Origin of the sequence: Streptomyces sp. NPDC006393, assembly GCF_040628575.1 — a bacterium.
Classification (GTDB): domain Bacteria; phylum Actinomycetota; class Actinomycetes; order Streptomycetales; family Streptomycetaceae; genus Streptomyces.
In genome coordinates, this window is sequence record NZ_JBEXZD010000125.1 from 1 (window position 1) to 22,863 (window position 22,863).

At 73.4% G+C, this 22,863-nt stretch carries 18 protein-coding genes and 1 pseudogene; 14 read left to right on the top strand and 5 right to left on the bottom strand.

The window, feature by feature from the left end; translation table 11 throughout:
- Together ABZ484_RS33335 and ABZ484_RS33340 are read left to right on the top strand one after the other, a co-directional pair.
- Positions 1-177: methionine adenosyltransferase domain-containing protein (locus tag ABZ484_RS33335; protein ID WP_358867117.1), on the top strand; the 177-nt coding region annotated here is incomplete at its 5' end.
- Between the two features lie 284 nt (positions 178-461).
- On the top strand, positions 462-2,621 hold the full coding sequence (locus tag ABZ484_RS33340; RefSeq protein WP_358869685.1) for a primosomal protein N': 2,160 nt from the start codon (positions 462-464) through the stop codon (positions 2,619-2,621).
- 279 nt (positions 2,622-2,900) lie between these two features.
- On the opposite strand, the gene ABZ484_RS33345 is transcribed toward ABZ484_RS33340, so the two are convergent.
- Complete coding sequence (locus ABZ484_RS33345; RefSeq protein ID WP_358869686.1) at positions 2,901-3,443, bottom strand: hypothetical protein; 543 nt, start codon at positions 3,441-3,443, stop codon at positions 2,901-2,903.
- A gap of 239 nt (positions 3,444-3,682) precedes the next feature.
- Here ABZ484_RS33345 and fmt point away from each other — a divergent pair, with 239 nt between their 5' ends.
- The 10 genes from fmt to ABZ484_RS33395 all read left to right on the top strand — a co-directional run bounded on the left by fmt (position 3,683) and on the right by ABZ484_RS33395 (position 16,256).
- A complete protein-coding gene (fmt, locus tag ABZ484_RS33350) occupies positions 3,683-4,615 on the top strand; it encodes a methionyl-tRNA formyltransferase (RefSeq protein WP_358869687.1) in 933 nt (310 codons plus the stop codon).
- Positions 4,616-5,595: 980 nt separating this feature from the next.
- Positions 5,596-7,023: a transcription antitermination factor NusB gene (locus ABZ484_RS33355; protein WP_358869688.1), complete on the top strand. Its 1,428-nt coding sequence runs from the start codon at positions 5,596-5,598 to the stop codon at positions 7,021-7,023.
- A gap of 66 nt (positions 7,024-7,089) precedes the next feature.
- Positions 7,090-7,776, top strand: coding sequence for a ribulose-phosphate 3-epimerase (gene rpe / locus ABZ484_RS33360; RefSeq protein ID WP_358869689.1), 687 nt, complete (start codon positions 7,090-7,092; stop codon positions 7,774-7,776).
- 187 nt (positions 7,777-7,963) lie between these two features.
- The gene (locus tag ABZ484_RS33365) at positions 7,964-9,007 is read left to right on the top strand and encodes a sugar-binding domain-containing protein (protein ID WP_358869690.1); all 1,044 of its coding nucleotides are present in this window, start codon (positions 7,964-7,966) and stop codon (positions 9,005-9,007) included.
- A 7-nt stretch (positions 9,008-9,014) separates the two neighbouring features.
- Complete coding sequence (locus ABZ484_RS33370) at positions 9,015-9,380, top strand: barstar family protein (protein WP_358869691.1); 366 nt, start codon at positions 9,015-9,017, stop codon at positions 9,378-9,380.
- A 131-nt stretch (positions 9,381-9,511) separates the two neighbouring features.
- A complete protein-coding gene (locus tag ABZ484_RS33375) occupies positions 9,512-10,954 on the top strand; it encodes a GuaB1 family IMP dehydrogenase-related protein (RefSeq protein ID WP_358869692.1) in 1,443 nt (480 codons plus the stop codon).
- Positions 10,955-11,271: 317 nt separating this feature from the next.
- Positions 11,272-12,750: an amino acid permease gene (locus ABZ484_RS33380; RefSeq protein WP_358869693.1), complete on the top strand. Its 1,479-nt coding sequence runs from the start codon at positions 11,272-11,274 to the stop codon at positions 12,748-12,750.
- A 36-nt stretch (positions 12,751-12,786) separates the two neighbouring features.
- Positions 12,787-13,239: an Lrp/AsnC family transcriptional regulator gene (locus ABZ484_RS33385; RefSeq protein ID WP_358869694.1), complete on the top strand. Its 453-nt coding sequence runs from the start codon at positions 12,787-12,789 to the stop codon at positions 13,237-13,239.
- A gap of 451 nt (positions 13,240-13,690) precedes the next feature.
- Positions 13,691-14,479, top strand: a complete 789-nt coding sequence (locus ABZ484_RS33390) for a carbon-nitrogen hydrolase family protein (protein ID WP_358869695.1) — start codon at positions 13,691-13,693, stop codon at positions 14,477-14,479.
- Positions 14,480-14,543: 64 nt separating this feature from the next.
- Positions 14,544-16,256, top strand: a complete 1,713-nt coding sequence (locus ABZ484_RS33395; protein ID WP_358869696.1) for an NAD(P)/FAD-dependent oxidoreductase — start codon at positions 14,544-14,546, stop codon at positions 16,254-16,256.
- Between the two features lie 40 nt (positions 16,257-16,296).
- On the opposite strand, the gene ABZ484_RS33400 is transcribed toward ABZ484_RS33395, so the two are convergent.
- From ABZ484_RS33400 to ABZ484_RS33410, 3 genes are all read right to left on the bottom strand, one after another.
- Positions 16,297-17,226 (bottom strand): LLM class F420-dependent oxidoreductase, encoded by a 930-nt coding sequence (locus tag ABZ484_RS33400; RefSeq protein WP_358869697.1) that lies wholly within the window; start codon positions 17,224-17,226, stop codon positions 16,297-16,299.
- Positions 17,227-17,417: 191 nt separating this feature from the next.
- A complete protein-coding gene (locus tag ABZ484_RS33405; RefSeq protein WP_358869698.1) occupies positions 17,418-18,113 on the bottom strand; it encodes a DUF5995 family protein in 696 nt (231 codons plus the stop codon).
- A 99-nt stretch (positions 18,114-18,212) separates the two neighbouring features.
- Positions 18,213-19,616: a solute carrier family 23 protein gene (locus tag ABZ484_RS33410; protein ID WP_358869699.1), complete on the bottom strand. Its 1,404-nt coding sequence runs from the start codon at positions 19,614-19,616 to the stop codon at positions 18,213-18,215.
- A gap of 155 nt (positions 19,617-19,771) precedes the next feature.
- Here ABZ484_RS33410 and ABZ484_RS33415 point away from each other — a divergent pair.
- Positions 19,772-20,230, top strand: a pseudogene (locus tag ABZ484_RS33415) (thioesterase family protein).
- On the opposite strand, the gene ABZ484_RS33420 reads toward ABZ484_RS33415, so the two are convergent.
- Positions 20,190-21,401, bottom strand: a complete 1,212-nt coding sequence (locus tag ABZ484_RS33420) for an MFS transporter (protein WP_358869700.1) — start codon at positions 21,399-21,401, stop codon at positions 20,190-20,192. The pseudogene ABZ484_RS33415 and the gene ABZ484_RS33420 overlap by 41 nt on opposite strands.
- Positions 21,402-21,526: 125 nt before the next feature.
- Between ABZ484_RS33420 and ABZ484_RS33425 the strand changes: the two genes are divergently transcribed.
- Positions 21,527-22,768 carry an ROK family transcriptional regulator gene (locus tag ABZ484_RS33425; protein WP_358869701.1) on the top strand — a complete coding sequence of 414 codons (1,242 nt, stop codon included), beginning with the start codon at positions 21,527-21,529 and terminating at the stop codon, positions 22,766-22,768.
- Positions 22,769-22,863: the final 95 nt, after the last annotated feature.

The following is a 22,863-nucleotide window of genomic DNA, read 5'->3' on the forward strand; positions in this document are numbered from 1 at the left end:
AAGGCCATCGACCAGGTCTTCGACCTGCGCCCGGCCGCGATCATCCGCGACCTCGACCTGCTCCGCCCGATCTACGCCCAGACCGCCGCCTACGGCCACTTCGGCCGCGAACTGGCCGACTTCACGTGGGAGCGGACCGACCGCGTGGACGCCCTGCGCCAGGCCGCGGGCCTGTAAGCAGCAGCGCTTCGGCCTGCGAGGCATTCCTTCGAGGCCCGGTTCCCGGTCACGGGAGCCGGGCCTCGACGCGTACGTGTCATGGCTCAGCCGGGTACGGAATCGGCTGGCGGGCATGGCCGGGTCGTTTCTAGAGTGGGCCGTCGGCGCCGCCCGGTGCGAAGGCCACGGTTACTTCGTGGAGTGTGCCCCGAAGGGGCGCGCGGTGAAGCTGGATCCGTGCCGTGGCCGTTGAGGATCTCGGGCCGGCGCCGTTGTCGGTGCCGTTTGGTAAGAATGCAAGCGTGAGCAGCGAGAACGGGGCGTCCCGGACAGAAGGGGACGGCGGAGCCGAGGGGGCGCCGCCGGAGCAGCTCGCGCTCATCCGGGAGAGCGTGCGCAAGGCGAAGGAGCCCCGCGCCAAGCCGCGCACCTGGCGGGGAGCGGCGCTCGCCGAGCGGCTGCCCGTGGCGCGGGTGCTCGTCGACAAGGGAGTGCTCCACCTCGACCGGTACTTCGACTACGCCGTGCCCGCCGAGCTGGACGCCGACGCCCAGCCGGGCGTGCGGGTACGGGTGCGGTTCGGCGCCGGACGGCACCGCGTGCGGGAGGGCCGGCGCGAGGGCGGCGGACTCATCGACGGGTTCCTGATCGAGCGCCGGGCCGAGTCCGACTACTCCGGGCCACTGGCCGCGCTCGCCCAGGTCGTGTCGCCCGAGCCCGTGCTGAGCGAGGAACTGCTCGGGCTGGCCAGAGCCGTCGCCGACCGGTACGCCGGCAGCCTCGCCGACGTACTGCAACTCGCCGTACCGCCGCGCAGTGCTCGGGCGGAGCAGCAGCCGTCGCCTCCCCCGCCGCCCCCGCCGCCCGTCCCGGACGCCGGCCCCTGGGCCCGGTACGAGCACGGAGGCGCCTTCATTGCCGCACTGGCCTCCGGCGGCACCCCCAGGGCCGTCTGGAACGCCCTGCCGGGGCCGCGGTGGAGCGAGGAGCTGGCCCGGGCCGTCGCCGCGACGCTCGCCTCGGGACGGGGCGCGCTCGTCGTCGTACCGGACGGACGGGCCGCCGCCCGGGTGGACGCCGCGCTGACCTCCCTCCTCGGCGAGGGGCGGCACGCGCTGCTCACCGCCGACGCCGGCCCCGAGCAGCGGTACCGGCAGTGGCTGGCGGTCAGCAGGGGGTCCGTACGGGCCGTCGTCGGGACCCGCGCCGCCATGTTCGCGCCGGTGCGCGACCTGGGGCTGGTCGCCCTCTGGGACGACGGTGACGACAGCCTGAGCGAGCAGCACGCACCGCAGCCGCACGCGCGCGAGGTGCTGCTGCTGCGCGCCGCGCTGGACAGGTGCGGCTTCCTGCTCGGCGGCTGGAGCTGCACCGTTGAGGCCGCCCAGCTCGTCGAGAGCGGCTGGGCGCGGCCCCTGGTCGCGGCGCGTGAACAGGTGCGGCGGGCGGCCCCGCTCGTGCGTACCGTGGGCGACGCGGACCTCGCGCGGGATGAGGCGGCCCGGGCCGCGCGGCTGCCGACGCTCGCCTGGCAGGCCGCTCGCGAGGGCCTGCGGCACGGCCCGGTGCTGGTGCAGGTGCCCCGGCGGGGGTACGTCCCGCGGATGGCCTGCGGCCAGTGCCGGGCGCCCGCCCGCTGCCGGCACTGCGCCGGCCCTCTCCAGGGGCAGGACGCGGGCCTGCTCCGCTGTGGATGGTGCGGACGGGAGGAGACCTCCTGGCACTGCCCGGAGTGCGGCTCGTTCCGGCTGCGGGCCCAGGTCGTCGGCGCTCGCCGGACCGCCGAGGAGCTCGGGCGGGCCTTCCCCGCGGTGCCGGTGCGCACCTCGGGGCGCGAGCACGTGCTGGACACGGTCCCGGCGGCGCCGGCGCTGGTCGTCAGCACCCCGGGCGCCGAACCGGTCGCCGAGGGCGGATACGCGGCGGCCCTGCTGCTGGACGGCTGGGCGATGCTGGGACGCCCCGACCTGCGGGCGGGTGAGGACGCGCTGCGCCGGTGGATCGGGGCCGCGGCGCTCGTCCGGCCGCAGGAGGCCGGCGGCACGGTGGTCGTGGTCGCCGAGCCGACACTGCGGCCCGTGCAGGCCCTGGTGCGCTGGGACCCCGTCGGGCACGCGGTCCGGGAGCGCGCCGAGCGGGCCGAACTGGGGTTCCCCCCGGTCTCCCGGATGGCGGCCGTGTCGGGTCCCCCGGAGGCGGTAGCGGACTTCCTCGGCGCGGTCGAAATGCCGCCCGAGGCGGAGATCCTGGGCCCGGTGCCGCTTCCGGTCACCCCGCCCGGACGGCCCCGGCGGTCGGGCGCGCCGCCGCCCGGCGAGCAGTGGGACCGGGCGCTGATCCGCGTGCCGCCCGGCAGCGGAGCGGCGCTCGCCGCCGCCCTGAAGGCCGCGCAGGCGGCGCGGACGGCCCGGGGAAGCGGTGAACCGGTGTGGGTGCGGATCGATCCGCCGGACATCGGGTGAGGCGACGGATGCCGGGGGGATGTGACGGACGACAGGGGCGTCGGTCATCGGTGGGGCGAGGGATGTCGGGGGCGGACGGCGGTGGAGTGACGGGCGGCGGGTGAAGACGGCGGTGGAGTGACGGGCGGCGGGTGAAGTGACGGACGGCGGTGGAGTGACGGGCGGCGGGTGACAGGTCGTCACGGGCGGCCGGGGCGCGTCGCCGATGTGCGATGCCCTCCCGGAACTCCCGGGAGGGCATCGGTGAGTGATCGTCGGACGGGCGGGCGTCGGCCGCGCTCAGCCGTTGCGCGGTCCGGGGAAGGCCGTGGGACGCGCCTCCTCGCGCAGCGACGGGCTGCCCGCCGTCGGCTGGGTCGGCATGGAGCGGGCCGCGGGCACCGTCGGCATCGTGGAGAGACCGGTGCCGACGTTGACCGTGCGGGTGCCCGAGGGCTCCGTGCCCCGCTCGGTCTCCGCGGCCGCCTGCGCGGCGGCACGGCGGGCGCCGTAACGACGGTGGACCGCCTGCTTGGTGACGCCGAGCGCCGAACCCACGGCGTCCCACGAGAAGCCGAGTGAGCGGTCGAAGTCCACGGCGGCCGTGACCAGGGTCTCGACACTGTCCCGCAGCTCCTGCGCGAGGCGGACGGTCGGTGCGGGGGCGCGTCCGTAGACGACGAAGCCCGTGGAGGGACCGGAGCGGCGCGGACGGTAGACGTTGCCCAACTGGGCGGTGAGCGTGCGCAGCGCGTCCACCTGCCGACGGACCCGCTCGATGTCCCGCACCAGCAAGTGCAGGCTCGCCCGGGCCTGGGCGTCGTGGGTTGCGTGGTCGGCCATGAACAAGCCTCTCGAACCGGCGTTGAAAGGAAACGAGCCGCGCGAGCGCGGCCCCTGGTGGTCAACTCTGTCTTGACCAACGCGTTTTCGCTCCGCTGGTCACGGTGTGGGGGCGTAAGGGCATATGCGTACGCCCCCACGGGTGTGCGCTGCGCCGCTCGTCCGCCTGGGCTGTCCGTCCATGGTCATAGACTGGTGCGCTGCCCGCCCAGCCCCCGACCGAGAGGCCGCACCCGCCCATGAAGCTCGTCTTCGCCGGTACCCCCGAGGTCGCCGTTCCCGCTCTGGACGCTCTGCTCGCCTCCGGGCGGCACGAGGTGGCCGCCGTCGTCACACGCCCCGACGCACCGGCCGGACGCGGGCGCCGGCTGGTCGCGAGCCCGGTCGCCGAGCGGGCCGAGGAGGCCGGCGTCGAGGTGCTCAAGCCGGAGCGGCCGCGTGACCCCGAGTTCCTGGAGCGGCTGACACGGATCGCCCCGGACTGCTGCCCCGTCGTCGCCTACGGCGCCCTGCTGCCCAGGCCCGCCCTGGACATCCCCGCGCACGGCTGGGTCAACCTGCACTTCTCCCTGCTGCCCGCCTGGCGCGGTGCGGCGCCCGTCCAGCACAGTCTCATGGCGGGCGACGAGATCACCGGTGCCTCCACCTTCCTCATCGAGGAGGGCCTGGACTCCGGCCCGGTCTACGGCACCGTCACGGAGCGGATCCGGCCCACCGACACCAGCGGCGACCTGCTCACCCGGCTGGCGTTCGCCGGCTCCGGACTGCTCGTCGCGACCATGGACGGCATCGAGGACGGCACCCTGAAGGCCGTACCGCAGCCGGCCGACGGCATCACCCTCGCACCGAAGATCACCGTCGAGGACGCCAGGATCGACTGGAGCGCCCCCGCCCTGCGCGTCGACCGGGTGGTGCGCGGCTGTACGCCGGCCCCGGGCGCCTGGACCACGTTCCGCGGCGAACGGCTCAAGCTGATCCAGGTGGCCCTCGCGCCGCAGCGGACCGACCTCGCCCCCGGAGCGCTCGCCGCCGGCAAGAACGACCTCCACGTCGGCACCGGCTCCCACGCCGTCGAGCTGCTGTGGGTGCAGGCCCAGGGGAAGAAGCCGATGCGAGCGGCCGACTGGGCCCGCGGCGTGCGCATCACCGAGGGCGAGACCCTCGGACACTGACCGCCGGTCGCCTCGCGGGCCGTGGCCGGGCAGTCCCGTCCGCTGGGGCCCGGCTTCTCGGCTGCCACCCGATAAGCCGGGCCGTTCCGCCGGATGCGGCCTGGGAGACGAGGTCGTCGGCCGCCGCGCGAGCGGGCAGGCGCATCGGCCGTCGATCAGGCAGCCCTGTCGGCCGCCGAGCGGGCAGTGCCGCCGAGCGGGCAGTGCCGCCGAGCGGTCAGTGCCGCCGGATGCCGCCTGGGTCGGGATGCCGGACGCGCCTGCGCGGGCTCCTCGGCCGCCGAGCGGGCGGCTTCCGCGGCTGCCGACCCCGCGGACTCCTCGGCTGCCGATCCCCTCGACTCCCCGGCCGCCGATCCCGTGGACGCCGCAGCCACTGACCCCGCGGACTCCCGACCGCCGATCCCGTGGACCCCGCAGCCACTGCCCCCGCGGACGCCTGACCGCCGGCCCCGCGGACTCCTCAGCTGCCGATTCCCTCGACTCTCCGGCCGCCGATCCCGTGGACGCCGCAGCCACTGACCCCGCGGACTCGCGACCGCCGACCTCGCGGACGCCTCGGCTGCCGATTCCCTCGACTCCCCGACCGCCGACCCCTCAGCCGCTGACCCCGCGGACTCGCGACCGCCGACCTCGCGGACGCCTCGGCTGCCGATTCCCTCGACTCCCCGGCCGCCGATCCCGTGGACCCCTCAGCCGCTGACCCCGCGGACTCCCGACCGCGACCCCGCGGACTCCCGACCGCGGCCCCGCGGACTCGCGACCGCGGCCCCCGGACCCCCCGACCGCGGCCCGGGCCCCCCGACCGCGGCCCCCGGGCCCCCCGACCGCGGCCCCCGGACCCCCCGACCGCGGACCAGCGGTCGGCTGCGGGACGTAGCCTGGTCGGAGAGCACACCGGGCCACGCGCACCCACGCCCAGCACATTCGTGCGCAGCGCATCCGTGCGCGGCGCCCCAGACATCCGGAGCACCTTTTTCGTGAGCGACACCTCCCGTCGGCCCCGCAGGCCCGCCAAGCCCTACCGCAGGCCGCAGAAGGACCCCGTCCGCATTCTCGCCTTCGAGGCGCTGCGCGCCGTGGACGAGCGGGACGCCTACGCCAACCTCGTCCTGCCGCCCTTGCTGCGCAAGGCACGGGAGAAGGAGGGACCTGAGAAGTTCGACGGGCGTGACGCCGCGCTCGCCACCGAGCTGGTGTACGGCACGCTGCGCCGGCAGGGGACCTACGACGCGATCCTCGCCGCCTGCGTGGACCGGCCGCTCAGGGAGGTCGACCCGCCCGTCCTCGACGTGCTCAGCCTCGGCGTCCACCAGCTGCTCGGCACCCGCATCCCGAGCCACGCCGCCGTGTCCGCCACGGTCGAGCTGGCCCGGGTGGTGCTCGGCGACGGACGGGCCAAGTTCGTGAACGCCGTGCTGCGCAAGGTCGCCCGGGACGACCTCGACGGGTGGCTGGAGAAGGTCGCCCCGCCCTACGAGGACGACCCCGAGGACCACCTCGCCGTCGTCCACTCCCACCCCCGCTGGGTCGTCTCCGCCCTGTGGGACTCCCTCGGCGGACCCCGCGCCGGCATCGAGGACCTGCTCGAGGCCGACAACGAGCGGCCCGAGGTCACCCTGGTCGCCCGGCCCGGACGGGCCACGTCCGAGGAGCTGCTGCGCGAGGAGGCCGCGGTGCCGGGCCGCTGGTCGCCGTACGCCGTGCGGCTCACCGAGGGCGGCGAACCGGGCGCCGTGGACGCCGTACGGGAAGGCCGCGCGGGCGTTCAGGACGAGGGCAGCCAGCTCGTGGCGCTCGCCCTGGCGAACGCACCCCTCGACGGCCCCGACGCGCGATGGCTCGACGGCTGCGCCGGACCCGGCGGCAAGGCCGCCCTGCTCGCCGCCCTCGCCGCCGAGCGCGGGGCCGTGCTGCTCGCCTCCGAGAAGCAGCCCCACCGGGCCGGACTGGTCGCCAAGGCGCTCGCCGGGAACCCGGGCCCGTACCAGGTCGTCGCCGCCGACGGAACACGTCCCGCCTGGCGTCCCGGCAGCTTCGACCGGGTCCTCGTCGACGTGCCGTGCACCGGCCTGGGCGCCCTGCGCCGCCGCCCCGAGGCGCGGTGGCGGCGCCGCCCCGAGGACCTGGACGGCTTCGCGCCGCTCCAGCGCGGCCTACTGCGCACCGCTCTGGAGTCCGTGCGCGTCGGCGGCGTCGTCGGTTACGCCACCTGCTCGCCCCACCTCGCCGAGACCCGCGCGGTCGTCGCCGACGTGCTCAAGCAGTTCCCCGAGGCCGAGCTGATCGACGCGCGCCCCCTTCTCCCGGAGGTCCCGGCGCTCGGCGACGGCCCCGACGTCCAACTGTGGCCCCACCTGCACGGCACCGACGCCATGTACCTGGCCCTGATCCGCAGGACCGGGTGAGAGGCTGCCGGGGGCAGAACGTGACCGCCGTTACGGCCGAGCGCGTCGGCATGGCAGGCTTGGGGCATGGCCGTGCAGATCAACCCCAGCATCCTGTCCGCCGACTTCGCGCGCCTCGCCGAGGAGGCGAAGGCGGTCGAAGGCGCCGACTGGCTCCACGTCGACGTGATGGACAACCACTTCGTCCCGAATCTCACGCTCGGCGTCCCGGTCGTGGAATCGCTGGCGCGGGCGACGGACATTCCGCTGGACTGCCATCTGATGATCGAGGACGCCGACCGGTGGGCCCCGCAGTACGTCGAGGCGGGCGCCTCCTCGGTGACCTTCCACGTCGAGGCGGCCGGCGCCCCGGTGCGGCTGGCCCGCGAGATCCGGGCCAAGGGCGCCAGGGCCTCGATGGCGCTGAAGCCCGCCACGCCCATCGAGCCCTACGAGGACCTGCTCCCCGAGCTCGACATGCTTCTGATCATGACGGTGGAGCCGGGCTTCGGCGGACAGGCGTTCCTCGACATCATGCTGCCCAAGATCCGCCGTACCAGGGAGCTGATCGGCAAGCACGGCCTCCAGCTGTGGCTCCAGGTGGACGGAGGGGTGTCGGCCGCCACGATCGAGCGCTGCGCGGAGGCCGGCGCCGACGTCTTCGTCGCCGGATCGGCCGTCTACGGGGCGCAGGACCCGGCCGACGCGGTGCGCGCACTGCGGGCGCAGGCGGAGGCGGCCGCCTCCGGGGCCTCGTGGGCGTGCGACCACTGAACTCACGGCCATCGCACACACGCGTGCGACCATCGAGGCCATCATGGACGACCATCGAGGCCATCATGGAGTGGAACCACCGAACACGTCGTGGGCGTGCAACCACTGGGCATCAGGTACGTGAACGGCTCTCATCAGGGCTGATCAAGAGCGCCGGATCTGCAAGGATGAACGGCGAATCCAGAGTGTGAACAGCAGTGAGGAGATCGCCGTGTCGGGTATGTCGGCGGGCCGGTCAGCAGTGCGGATGGGACCCGCTGAGCTGGTGCAGGCGGCGGCCATGGCCCGCCGTTTCTACCTCGAGGGCAAGTCCAAGATCCAGATCGCCGAGGAGTTCGGCGTCAGCCGCTTCAAGGTGGCCCGGGTCCTGGAGACCGCCCTCGAACGGGACCTCGTGCGCATCGAGATCCGCGTCCCGGCCGAGCTGGACGCCGAGCGCTCCGACGCGCTCCGCGCCCGCTACGGCCTCAGGCACGCCGTCGTGGTCGAGTCCCCGGCGGACGCCGAGGAGACCCCCGACCCGGAGAACCTCGGCGAGGTCGCCGCGGACCTGCTCGGCGAGCTCGTCAACGAGGGCGATGTGCTGGGCCTGGCCTGGGGCCGGTCCACCATTCACATGGCGGCGGCCCTGGACCGGCTGCCCCCGTGCACGGTGGTGCAGCTGACCGGCGTGTACGACGCCGGGACCGCCGAGCGCGGCTCGGTGGAGGCCGTCCGCCGAGCCGCCCAGGTCTCCGGCGGAGACGCCCACCCCATCTACGCGCCGATGCTGCTGCCCGACGCGGCCACCGCGGCGGCGCTGCGCAACCAGACCGGGATCGCCCGGGCCTTCGAGTACTTCGACAAGGTCACGGTCGCCTGCGTGTCCATCGGCTCCTGGGAGCCGGGCATCTCCACGGTGCACGACATGCTCAGCGACGAGGAGCGGGCGCACTACGCCTCGCTCGGCGTCGCCGCCGAGATGTCCGCGCACCTCTTCGACGCCCAGGGCCGCCGGATCGGCCGGGACCTGGGGGAGCGGTGCATCACGGTCAAGGCGGAACAGCTCCGTCGTATCCCCGAGGTCGTCGCGATCGCGGGCGGGCAGCGCAAGGCGCCGGCGATCGACGCGGTGCTGCGCTCCGGCCTGGTCACCAGCCTGGTCACGGACACCTCGGCCGCCGACTGCCTGATGACGGCCGGCCCCGCCCCGAAGCCCGCCCTGAACCGGGCGGACCCGGACGGGGGCTGAGACGGAGGTGACCGAAGACCTGGCGGGCCGGCTCCTGGTCACCCTGGACCTCGACGGCGTCACCGGCAAGGCGGCCCTGATGGACCGCACCGCCCGTGCCCTGGCGCTGCCCGGCTGGTTCGGCCGCAACTGGGACGCCCTCGCCGACTCCCTCTCCGACCGCACCGTCTGGCCCCGGACGGCCGACGAACGGGGGCTGCTGCTGGTGGTACGGGGCTGGCGGGCGTACGCCGAGGCGAACCCGGACGAGTGGCGCACGGTACGGGAGGTGTTCGCCGAGGCGGCCGATCGCACTCCCACGCTCACCGTCGCACTGAGCCTGGAAGGATCGCCGGCCCCTGGAAGAACGTCCTCCCTTGGAGGATCCTCCTAGCACCTCCGCGGCAGCCTGGGCGTTATGACAGGCCCTGACGACGCTCCCGTCATGGGACAATGAAGTACGTGCTCTTTCCCCCTGGCAGATCCGCCCGGGGGTCACCTCTGATCGACTGGGATGTGCAGCACGTGCGTTTCCTCAATGACATCCAGCCCGCGTACGACCTGACGTACGACGACGTGTTCATGGTGCCGAGCCGCTCCGCGGTCGGCTCGCGTCAGGGCGTGGACCTCAGCTCGCCGGACGGCACGGGCACCACCATCCCGCTCGTCGTCGCCAACATGACCGCCATCGCCGGCCGCCGCATGGCCGAGACGATGGCCAGGCGCGGCGGCCTGGTGGTCATCCCGCAGGACATCCCGATCGACGTGGTCGCCGAGGTCGTCTCCTGGGTCAAGAGCCGCCACCTGGTGCTGGACACCCCGATCGTGCTGGCCCCGCACCAGACCGTCGCCGACGCCCTCGCCCTGCTGCCCAAGCGGTCGCACAACGCCGGCGTGGTCGTCGACGAGGAGCAGCGGCCCGTCGGCGTCGTCACCGACGCCGACCTGACCGGCGTCGACCGCTTCACCCAGCTCGAGGTGGTCATGTCCAAGGACCTGCTCCTGCTGGACGCCGACATCGACCCGCGCGAGGCGTTCAACACCCTCGACGCGCACAACCGGCGCTACGCTCCGGCCGTCGACAAGGACGGCAGGCTGGCCGGCATCCTCACCCGCAAGGGCGCGCTGCGCGCCACGCTGTACACCCCGGCCGTCGACAAGAACGGCAAGCTGCGCATCGCCGCGGCCGTCGGCATCAACGGCGATGTGGCCGGCAAGGCCAAGCAGCTGCTCGACGCGGGCGTGGACACACTCGTCATCGACACCGCGCACGGCCACCAGGAGTCGATGATCACCGCGATCAAGCTGGTGCGCGCCCTCGACCCGCAGGTCCCGATCGTCGCCGGCAACATCGTCTCCGCCGAGGGCGTCAAGGACCTCATCGACGCGGGCGCGGACATCATCAAGGTCGGTGTGGGCCCCGGCGCCATGTGCACCACCCGCATGATGACCGGCGTGGGCCGGCCGCAGTTCTCCGCGGTCCTGGAGTGCGCCGCCGAGGCCAGGAAGTACGGCAAGCACGTGTGGGCCGACGGCGGTGTCCGCCACCCCCGCGACGTGGCCATGGCCCTCGCGGCCGGCGCGTCCAACGTGATGATCGGCTCCTGGTTCGCGGGCACGTACGAGTCTCCGGGCGACCTCCAGCACGACGCGAGCGGACGCGCCTACAAGGAGTCGTTCGGCATGGCCTCCGCGCGCGCGGTGCGCAACCGGACCTCGGAGGAGTCGGCGTACGACCGCGCCCGCAAGGGGCTGTTCGAGGAGGGCATCTCCACCTCCCGCATGTTCCTCGACCCGGCCCGCCCGGGCGTCGAGGACCTGATCGACTCGATCATCGCGGGCGTCCGCTCCTCCTGCACCTACGCCGGCGCCGCCTCCCTGGAGGAGTTCGCCGACAAGGCCATCGTCGGCATCCAGAGCGCGGCCGGCTACGCCGAGGGCCAGCCGCTGCACGCCAGCTGGACCTGATCCCGGCCCCTTTCCGCACGGCCCCCGCTGTCCCGGTGACGGGAGAGCGGGGGCCGTCGGCATGCCCGGCACTCCCGGACAGTCCCGCCCGTCTCGTGCGCAACGGACGAAAGCCCCCGCGCAACGAACACCCGCACGGCCCCCGCGAACGCAACGATCTTGCGGGGATGCGCAAGGTTGCTGCATTACGCCCGTGAAGCACCGCCTCATAGGGTCTGCGCTGTACATGGCGTGGCCGGGACCCCGCTCGGTGGTCCCCGCGGGACGGGGCCACCGGTCCCGGCCGCTCGAAGACCCGCAGCGACAAGGAGCCGCGCGTGCTCGACCAAGGCGCACCACCGCAGAACCGCAGAACAGCCGTCCCCCTGTCCGCCGGCGCGCGCCTGATGCGACGCAAGCCGGTGGAACGCCTGGTCGCGGAGGGTGGCCACGGCGAAGGCGGCACCCTGCGGCGCTCCCTGGGCCTGTGGCAGCTCACCATGATCAGCATCGGTGCCACCCTGGGCACCGGCATCTTCGTGGTCCTCGGAGAGGCCGTCCCCAAGGCCGGCCCCGCCGTCACGCTGTCCTTCGTCATCGCCGGTCTCACCGCCCTCTTCTCGGCCCTGTCGTACGCCGAGCTGGCGGGCACCATCCCGGTCTCCGGCTCCTCCTACTCGTACGCATACGCAACGATGGGCGAGCTGATCGCCTGGGTGTGCGGCTGGTGCCTGGTCCTGGAGTACGGCGTGTCCGTGGCCGCCGTGGCCGTCGGCTGGGGCGAGTACCTCAACGAGCTGCTCAAGGGCACCCTCGGCGTCACCATCCCGGCGGCCCTGTCGGCGCCGCCCGGCGACGGCGGCGTGTTCAACCTGCCGGCGCTGATCGTCGTCCTGCTCGCGATGGTGTTCCTGATGGGCGGCGCCAAGGAGTCCGCACGGGCCAACACGGTCATGGTCTGTGTGAAGATCGCCGCGCTGGTGCTGTTCTGCGCGATCGGCGTCCAGGGCTTCCGCTCCGGCAACTACTCCCACTTCATGCCGCTCGGCATGAGCGGCGTCAGCGCCGCGGGCGCGACGCTCTTCTTCTCCTACATCGGCTTCGACGCGGCGTCGACCGCCGGCGAGGAGGCGAAGAACGCCCAGCGCGACCTCCCCCGGGCGATCATGCTGTCCCTGGTCATCGTCACCGCCCTGTACGTCCTCGTCGCCGCCGTCGCCGTGGGCGCCAAGCCGTGGCAGAAGTTCAACGACTCCGAGGCGGCCCTCGCCCAGATCATGCGCGACGTCACCGGTCAGAGCTTCTGGGGCACCCTGCTGGCGTTCTGCGCCGTCATCGCCATCGCCAGCGTGGTCCTGACCGTGCTGTACGGCCAGACCCGCATCCTGTTCGCGATGTCCCGCGACGGCCTCGTGCCCAAGGTGTTCTCCCGGGTCCACCCGAAGTCGGGGGCGCCCCGTGCCAACACGGTGATCGTCTCCCTCTTCTGCGGCGTCCTGGCGGCGGCCATCCCGCTGGGCCAGCTCGCCGACGCCACCAGCATCGGCACCCTCTTCGCGTTCGCGCTGGTCAATGTGGCCGTGGTGGTGCTGCGCCGCACCCGTCCGACCATGCACCGCACCTTCCGGGTGCCGCTGTCGCCGCTGCTGCCCGCGGTGGGCTTCGCCCTCTGCGTCTGGATGATGGGCAGCCTGTCCACCGTCACCTGGGTGGTCTTCGGAGTCTGGATGGCGGTCGGGCTCGTGTTCTACTTCCTGTACGGCTACCGCCGTTCCCGTCTCGCGGCCGAGCCGAGCCTCGTGACGGCGGAGAAGTGACCGAGCGCCCGATCCCGAAGAAGTGACCCACACCCCGTGCTGAACGATCTCGACGAACGCATCGTGCACGCCCTCGCCGAGGACGCCCGCCGCTCCTACGCGGACATCGGGCAGCTCGTCGGCCTGTCCGCGCCCGCCGTGAAGCGGCGCGTGGACAGGCTGCGCGCCACCGGGGCCATCACCGGCTTCACCGTCCGTGTCGACCCGGCCGCCCTCGGCTGGGAGACCGAGGGATACGTCGAGATCTACTGCCGGCGCAACACCTCGCCGGAGACCATCCAGCGCGGCCTGGAGCGCTACCAGGAGGTCGTGTCCGCGTCCACCGTCACCGGCGAAGCGGACGCGATCGCCCAGGTCTTCGCCGCCGACATGCGCCACTTCGAGCGCGTCCTGGAACGCATCGCGGGCGAGCCCTTCGTGGAGCGCACGAAGTCCGTCCTGGTCCTGTCCCCACTGCTCCGCCGCTTCTCCTCGGGCTCGCCGACGTAGCCTCCGGGCCACGGCTGCACCGGGCGGACGGGGAGGAGCCGGGGCCGGGGCCCTGGGGGCCCCGGGGGCGCAGGGGGGCAGGAGGCGAAGCCCCCGCCGGTCTCCTGCTGCGTCCCCGGTCTCCGGGGCGGAGCCCCGGGACGCCCCCTTCTGCAGTGACCGAGTCGGGCGGTCGGGTGGGCAAAGCCTGGGGGGTGCAGGGGGCGAAGCTCCCGCCGGGGCCGGGGGCGGAGCCCGGGGAAGGCCACGTCTGCGGCAACCGAGTCGGGCGGGCGGGTGGGCGAAGCCTCAGCCCCCGGCGGAGCCCCACGCAACGAATCGCCGCCCACCCCGCCCCCCGCGCAACGATCCCCCCACCGCCGCGCAACGGCTCCCGCTTGTCCGCCCGAGCCGCCCGACCGTACCGTCTAACCGACCCCCCGACACCCCCCTTGACCGGTGAGGATCCCGCATGCGCACCGCCCTGCTCCAGAGCTCCGGCCACCCCGGTGCCGTCGCCGAGAACCTCGAAGTTCTCGACGCGGCCGCCGGCCGCGCCGCCGCCGCGGGCGCCGCGCTGCTCCTCGCGCCGGAGATGTTCCTGACCGGGTACGCGATCGGCGACGACATCGGCCGGCTGGCCGAGCCCGCCTACGGCGACTCCGCCGACGCGATCGCGGAGCTGGCCGGCCGGCACGGTCTGGCGATCGCCTACGGCTACCCCGAGCGGGACGGCGAGGCCGTCTTCAACTCCGTCCAGCTGATCTCCGCCGACGGCACGCGCCTGGCCAACTACCGCAAGACCCACCTCTTCGGCGGCTTCGAACGCGACCACTTCACCCCGGGCGAGCGGCCGGTCGTCCAGGCCCGGCTGAACGGCCTGACCATCGGCCTGCTGATCTGCTACGACGTGGAGTTCCCGGAGAACACCCGCGGCCACGCCCTGGCCGGCACCGACCTCCTGCTCGTCCCGACGGCGCTGATGCACCCGTTCCAGTTCGTCGCCGAGTCCCTCGTGCCCGTACGCGCCTTCGAGAACCAGATGTACGTCGCCTACGCCAACCGGGTCGGCCGCGAGGGCGAGTTCGACTTCGCCGGGCTTTCCACCCTCGCCGGCCCCGACGGAGTCGCCCGTACCCGGGCCGGGCAGGCCGAAGAACTGGTTCTCGCCGACGTGGACCCGGCCCTGCTCGCCGTCTCCCGCGAGGCGAACCCGTATCTCCGGGACCGCCGCCCCGCCCTCTACGGGGCCCTCACCTGACCTCCCCCGGCATCCACCCCCTCCCGTTCCTCCCGCTCTTCCCCGCGCAAGGAGTCCGTACCCCATGACGTCCACGGTGCCCAACGCCGTCGAGCACGCAGACGAGCAGCAGCCGCCGATCACCATGTTCGGCCCGGACTTCCCGTACGCGTACGACGACTTCCTCGCCCACCCGGCGGGCCTCGGCCAGATACCCGCGACCGAGCACGGCACGGAGGTCGCGGTCATCGGCGGCGGCCTGTCCGGCATCGTGGCCGCCTACGAGCTGATGAAGATGGGCCTCAAGCCCGTCGTCTACGAGGCCGACCGGATCGGCGGCCGGCTGCGCACCGTCGGCTTCGAGGGCTGCGACGAGTCCCTGACCGCCGAGATGGGCGCGATGCGCTTCCCGCCGTCCTCCACGGCCCTCCAGCACTACATCGACCTGGTCGGCCTGGAGACCAGGCCCTTCCCGAACCCGCTCGCGGAGGCGACCCCGTCGACCGTCGTCGACCTCAAGGGCGAGTCGCACTACGCCGAGACCATCGACGACCTGCCGCAGGTCTACCGGGACGTGGCCGACGCCTGGAACAGGTGCCTCGAAGAGGGCGCCGACTTCTCCGACATGAACCGCGCCATGCGCGAGCGGGACGTCAAGCGCATCCGCGAGATCTGGTCGCAGCTCGTCGAGAAGCTCGACAACCAGACCTTCTACGGCTTCCTGTGCGACTCCGAGGCCTTCAAGTCCTTCCGGCACCGGGAGATCTTCGGCCAGGTCGGCTTCGGCACCGGCGGCTGGGACACCGACTTCCCCAACTCCATCCTGGAGATCCTGCGCGTCGTCTACACCGAGGCCGACGACCACCACCGCGGTATCGTCGGCGGCTCGCAGCAGCTGCCGCTCAGGCTCTGGGAGCGCGAGCCGGAGAAGATCGTCCACTGGCCGTACGGCACCTCGCTGAAGTCCCTGCACGTCGACGGTGAGCCCCGCCCCGCCGTGACCCGGCTGCACCGCACCGCGGGCAACCGGATCACCGTCACCGACGCGCACGGCGACATCCGCACCTACCAGGCGGCGATCTTCACCGCCCAGTCCTGGATGCTGCTGTCCAAGATCGCCTGCGACGACTCGCTGTTCCCGATCGACCACTGGACGGCGATCGAGCGCACCCACTACATGGAGTCCAGCAAGCTGTTCGTGCCCGTCGACCGGCCGTTCTGGCTGGACAAGGCCGTCGACGACAGGGGAAATCCGACGGGCCGGGACGTCATGTCGATGACGCTGACCGACCGTATGACCCGCGGCACGTACCTCCTCGACGACGGCCCGGACAAGCCCGCCGTCATCTGCCTGTCGTACACCTGGTGCGACGACAGCCTGAAGTGGCTGCCGCTGTCGGCGCAGGAGCGGATGGAGGTCATGCTGAAGTCGCTCGGCGAGATCTACCCGAACGTCGACATCCGGAAGCACATCATCGGCAACCCGGTGACGGTCTCCTGGGAGAACGAGCCCTACTTCATGGGCGCGTTCAAGGCCAACCTCCCCGGCCACTACCGCTACCAGCGGCGCCTGTTCACCCACTTCATGCAGGACCGGCTGCCGGAGGACAAGCGCGGCATCTTCCTCGCCGGCGACGACATCTCCTGGACCGCCGGCTGGGCGGAGGGCGCCGTCCAGACCGCGCTGAACGCGGTCTGGGGCGTCATGCACCAGTTCGGCGGCGCGACCGACGCGACCAACCCCGGCCCCGGCGACGTCTACGACGAGATCGCGCCCGTGGAACTCCCCGAGGACTGAGGCGGGAAGCGCCTGCCCCGGCGGGCCCGGGCGGCCGGGATCACAGCCCGGCCGCCCGGGCCTTCTCGTACACCTCGGCGGCCACGTCCTTGAGCTCCTCGGCGTCCCGCACGCTGCTCTGCAGGTCGACCAGGAACTCCTCCAGGCCGATCTCCGTGTACGGGACCAGGTCCTCGACGAGCTGGTCGGGGCTGCCGTGGAACGGGCGCCGGTTCGCGCCCTCGTGGGCCTTGGCCGAGTAGCGCGCGTTCACCCGGAGCACCGTCTGGACCGGCTGCTGCCGGCCGCGTTCGGCGGCCAGGTCCTGCACCGCGTGCCACTGGCCGGCCACCTGCTCGACGCCCATGGCGGTCGGCAGCCAGCCGTCGGCGTGCTCGACGAGCCGCTCCCGCGCCTTGCGGGTGCTCGCGGCCAGCAGGATCGGGATCGGCCGGGCGGGCTTGGGGCCGACCGCGGCCGAGTCGATCTCCGTGATCCGGCCGTGGTGGCGCACCGGGTCGGGCCCCCACACCGCCCGGCAGACGTCGATCACCTCGTCCAGCACCCGGCCGCGCTCCTTGATCGGCCGGATGCCCGTGGCCGCGTACTCGTCGAGGGACCAGCCGGTGCCGAAGCCCGCGATCACCCGGCCGCCGCTGGCCGCGTCCAGCGAGGCGAGGGCCTTGGCGAGCTGGAACGGCGCGTGCAGCGGCGCGACGAGCACGCTGCTGCCCAGCCGGGCCCGTTCGGTGGCCGCCGCGGCCAGGGTGAGCGTGACCAGCGGGTCGGCCACATGGCGGTAGGACTCGGGCCAGGGCATGCCCTCGATGCCGTACAGCCCCTGGGTGGCGGGCTCCGGGAACAGGGCCCGCTCGTACACCCAGAGGCTCTCGTAGCCGATGTGTTCCGCGGCACGTGCCACGTCGGGCACGTCCTTGCCGAGGTGGTACTGCCGGTTCTGCGGAAGGCCGAGTCCCAGACGGATCGCCATGGCGGTCTGCTCCTTCGTGATCGTCCGTGTCCACCGATCAACGTACAGTGATCACGCGGGAGTTCCCCGGTGCTCGCCTTCGCCGGTCTTCGGCCGCCGGATTTCCCGTCGGGTCCGGGTCTTCCCGTCGGGTCCCGGTCTTCTCGTCGGGTCCCGGTCTTTTCGTCGGGTCCCGGTCTTCCCGTCGGGTCTCAGTCCGGCAGCGGGGTGAGCATCATGCGCCCGGCGAAGCCGACCGCCGCGTCCAGCCGCTGGGCGAACTCCTCGGCCACGTCGGGCAGCCGACGCAGCGCCCACAGCGCCCGCGCGGCCGACCAGGCGGCGTCCCGGGCCCGTTCCAGGCTCCACGCGCCCAGCAGATGGGTGAGCGGGTCGGCGATCTGGAGGAGGTCGGGACCGGGCATCAGATCTTCCCGAACCCGCTCCTCCAGGGCGACGAGCAGGTCGCCCACACGGTCGAAGTCGCCCTCCAGATCGGCCGGCTCGCACGCCAGCGTGCCGCACGCGTCCACGACGGCCAGCGCCAGGTCGTGACCGATGTGCGCGTTGATGCCCGCGAGCGCGAACTGAAGCGGGCGCACTCCGGGATGGCGGCGGAACTGAAGCAGTGGCCGCCAGCAGGCCGGCGCGGGCCGCCCTTCCGTCGCCGTGTCCACGGCGGCCAGGTACCGCTCGGCGAACCGTACGTCCAGCGTGGCCGCGGCCCGCGGGTCCGCGAACCGCCCGGCCACAAGGCGCCGGTCGACCGCCTCGGTGACGGCGAGATAGACCCGGTTGAAGACCGCGATCCCGTCCCGCTCCGGCAGCGCCGCGTCCAGCTCGCGCATCCGCGCGAGGGCCGCGTCCACTGTGTCCAGGCGACGGGTGAGTTGTGCCGATTGCCCCATGGGGGCAGCGTCCCAGGCCGGGCCCGGGCCAGGTGCCGACGGGCCCGGCGCTTCCCCAGAACGGGGGAACGCGCGCCTGGTACGCGCCTAGGCCCGTACCTAGGACCGGGCGCGCTGGGTGCCGGCCCGCCCCGGCTCGTCGTACGACGACGTGCCCTCGTCCAGCAGCGGCTCCTGCTTCTTCAGGTGCGCGGGCGCGAAGGCGCGCAGCGCGTGGTAGCCGGTGATGACGACGAGCGTGCCGAGCGCGATACCGCTGAGCGAGAAGGTGTCGGTGAACTTCATGCTGACGTTGCCGACGCCGATGATGATGCCCGCCGCGGCCGGCACCAGGTTCAGCGGGTTGCGCAGGTCGACCTTGGCGTTGATCCAGATCTGCGCGCCCAGCAGCCCGATCATGCCGTACAGGATGACGGTGATGCCGCCGAGGACACCGCCGGGGATCGCGGCCACGACGGCGCCGAACTTCGGGCAGATGCCGAACAGCAGCGCGAAGCCGGCCGCGGCCCAGTAGGCGGCGGTGGAGTAGACGCGGGTGGCGGCCATCACGCCGATGTTCTCGGAGTACGTGGTGTTGGGCGGGCCGCCCACGGCCGTCGACAGCACGGAGGCCACACCGTCCGCCGAGATGGCGGTGCCCAGCTTGTCGTCCAGGGGGTCGCCGGTCATCTCGCCGACCGCCTTGACGTGTCCGGCGTTCTCCGCGACCAGCGCGATGACCACCGGCAGCGCGACCAGGATCGCCGACCAGTGGAAGGCCGGGCCGTGGAAGGTCGGCAGCCCGATCCAGTCGGCCTTGCCGACACCGGAGAGGTCCAGGCGCCAGTGGTCGGTGAGCTTGCCGCTGCCGTCCACGGAGTGGATCTTCCCGAAGACCTGGTCGAAGGCCCAGGAGACGGCGTATCCGAAGACCAGGCCGAGGAAGATCGCGATCCGGGACCAGAAGCCGCGCAGACAGACGACGGCAAGACCGGTGAACAGCATCACCAGCAGTGCCGTCCACTGGTCCTGCGGCCAGTAGGTGGAGGCGGTCACCGGGGCGAGGTTGAAGCCGATCAGCATCACGACCGCGCCGGTGACGATCGGCGGCATCGCCGCGTGGATGATCCGCGCCCCGAAGCGCTGCACGGCGAGACCGACCAGGAACAGGGCGATGCCGACCACGAGGACCGCGCCCGTCACGGTCGCGCTGGTGCCGCCCTGCGCCCGGATGACCGCGGCGACGCCCACGAAGGACAGCGAGCAGCCCAGGTAGCTGGGCACCCGGCCGCGGGTGGCGAGCAGGAAGATCACGGTCGCGACGCCCGACATCATGATCGCGAGGTTGGGATCGAGGCCCATGAGCACGGGGGCCACGAAGGAGGCGCCGAACATGGCCACGACGTGCTGGGCGCCGAGTCCGACCGTGCGGGGCCAGGAGAGCCGTTCGTCGGGCCGGACGACCGCTCCGGGCGCGGGCGTGCGCCCGTCACCGTGCAGTTTCCAGCGCACGCCGAGGTCCATGGTGGGGGTTTCGCTTTCTCTGAACGGGAAGATGTCCGAAACCCATTGTCCGGGGTCCGGGCAAGTGACCGGCACCTTCCCTGCCGACGCTCCTGAGCGTCCGCTTAGGATGAGGGATCGTATCCCCTCCTCACCAGCACGTTCAGGAGCCCGCCGTGACCGCCGAAGCACCCGTCGCCCCCGCCTTGTCGTACGGCCGGCTGATCCCCGTCGCCGTCCACTTCGACGACCTGGACGCGCTCGGACTGCTGCACAACGCCCGCTATCCCCTGCTGGTGGAGCGGGCCTGGTCCGAGCTGTGGCACGGGCACGGCTTCCGCTTCGAGGGCGACTGGGCCGCCGCCGGGGACGCCTGCAACGCGGTCAAGGAGCTGCGGATCAGCTACTAGGCGCCGGTGACCCGGCCGGGCGCGTACGCCGTCCACCTGTGGCTGGAACGGCTGGGCAGGACCGGCCTGACGTACGGCTTCCGCTTCTGCTCCGCCGACGGCGCGGTGACGTACGCCCGCGGAAGCCGCGTCCTGGTCCGACTGGATTCGGCCACCTTGCGCCCCGCGCCGTGGAGCGAGGAGTTCAGGGCCGCGGGTCGGGAACTGCTGCGGCCGGCCGGCTGACCTTCGGGCGGTCCCGGTCGCCCGCCCGCAGCACCCCGGCGAACGCGGCCAGGCCGCACGCCAGCAGCGTCACCAGGCCGAACGACACCACCAGGCTGGCCGCCTGGGCGAGTCCGCCGATCGCGCTCGGCGCCACCAGGCCGGAGGTGTACGTGATCGTCGCCACACCTGCGATGGCCTGGCTGGGGTTCGGCCCGCTGCGGCCGGCCGCGGCGAAGCACAGCGGCACCACGACCGCGATGCCCAGGCCCATCAGCGCGAAGCCGGTCATCGCCACCGCCGGATGACCCGCCACGACGACGAGCAGGCCGCCGAGCACGGCCAGGACACCGCTCGCCCGCACCGTGCGCACGGAGCCGAACCGGTCCACCAGCTTGTCGCCCGCGATCCGCGCGACGGCCATGGTGAGGGTGAATCCGGTGGTGCAGGCCGCCGCGAGCCCGGCCGAGGTGTCCAGCTGGTCGCGCAGGTACACCGCCGACCAGTCCAGGCTCGCGCCCTCCGCGAACACCGCGCAGAACCCGATCGCGCCGATCAGCAGCGCCGACTTCGGCGGCAGTGCGAACCGGGGCGGCGGCTCCTCGTCCTCGGCCGGCTGAAGGTCGAGCACCCAGGTGCAGGCGACCAGGCCCAGCACGGTCAGCACACCGGCCGCCAGGACGTGGTGCAGGCGCGCGTCCGAGCCCAGGTGCGCGGCGAGCGTGCCGGCCGCCGAGCCGGTCAAGGCGCCCGCGCTCCACATCCCGTGCAGGCCCGACATGATCGAGCGGCCGAGCCGGTTCTCGACCTCCACACCGAGGGCGTTCATCGCGACGTCCGACATGCCCGCCGAGGCGCCGTAGACGAACAGGGCCAGGCAGAGGGTGAGGAGGTTCGGGGCGAGGGCGGGCAGGACCAGGGAGAGCGTCCACAGGGCGAGCAGACCGCGCAGGGCGGTACGGGCGCCGAAGCGGTGGCTGATGCCGCCCGCGAGGGGCATCGCCACGGAGGCTCCGAGCGCGGGGAAGGCCAGGGCGAGGCCGAGCTGGCCGGCGCTGACCGAGGCGTGGTCCTGGATCCACGGCACCCGGGTGGCGAACGAACCCGTGACGGCACCGTGCACGGCGAACACGGCCGCCACGGCGTACCGGGCGCGCCGCACCGCGCGTTGTCCGTCGACCACTGCACTCATTCTCCGGCCCCTCCTGTGTGTCCCGCCTACGCGTCGCCGTAAACTATCAGGGACCCTGCCTGATAGATAGGGGATATCCGGCGCCGCCCGCGTCGCGGCCCCGCAGATCTGGGAGGATTCCCGGCATGCCTGCATCCCCGAGCACCGCCCGGGCCATCAACGACCGGCTCGCCCTGCGTCTGTTGCAGCAGGAGGGACCGTTGACGGCGGGGCAGCTGAAGCAGCTCACCGGCCTGTCCCGGCCGACGGTCGCCGACCTCGTAGAACGCCTGACGGCCTCCGGCCTGATCACCGTGGTGGGGGAGGCGGGGGAGCAGCGGCGCGGCCCGAACGCACGGCTGTACGGGATCGTCGCCGACCGCGCCCACCTGGCCGCCCTCGACGTACGCACCGAGAGCGTCTCGGTGACCGTGACCGACCTGCTCGGGCGGGAGCTGGCCGAGGCGTCCGTGCCGATCGGCGGCGACACCGGTACCGGGCCCGCGGTCGAGCAGGCGGTCGCGCTGGTGGAGCGGGTGGCGAAGGAGGCGGGGGCGGAGCAGCTGCACACCGTCGGCATCGGCGCGCCGGGGCTGATCGACCCGGACACGGGCGAGCTGCGCGACTCCACGGGTCTGCCCGCCTGGCACCGCCGGCTGGTGGCCGCGTTGCAGGAGCGGCTGCCGCGGGCCCGGGTCATCGTCGAGAACGAGACCAACCTCGCGGCGCTGGCCGAGCAGCGGGACGGAGCCGCCCGGGGGCGCGACACCTTCGTCCTGCTGTGGCTCGGCCACGGCACGGGTGCGGCGGTGGTCCTGGACGGGACGCTGCGCCGCGGTGCCTCCGGCGGCACCGGCGAGATCGGCTTCCTGCCCGTGCCCGGCACCCGAGGCGTGCCGTCGGCGACGGACTGCGGGGGCGGCTTCCACTCGCTGGCCGGGGCGGCGGCGGTGACGGAACTGGCGGGGGCGTACGGGCTGTCGGGCGAGCACGGGGGGCCGGAGCCGGCGGCCGCGGAGCTGGTGCGCCGCGCGGCCGCGTCCCTGGGGGAGGCGTCCGCGGAAGGGGCCGCCTCGGGGGGCGGTGCCCGGGCCGCGGACTTCCTGGACGCCCTCGCCGACCGGGTCGCCCTCGGCGTCGCCTCCGTCGCGGCCGTCCTGGATCCCGGGTGCGTGGTTCTGGGCGGGGAGATCGGGCAGGCCGGCGGGGACGTGCTCGCCGCGCGCGTGGCCGAGCGGGTCGAGCGGATGTCGCCGCTGCGGACGGAGGTACGGGCGAGCGCGCTGGGGGGCGGGGCCGTGTTGCGGGGGGCGTTGCTGACGGCGCGTGAACGCGCGCAGGACGAGCTGTTCGCACCGGCGGGCCCACCCACCCACCCGACTCGGTAACTCGAGAAGTGGCTCCCCGGGGCTCCGCCCCGGCCCCCGGCGGGGGCTCCGCCCCCTGCACCCCCCCGGTGCGTGCCCGGCCCGAAACCCGGCCG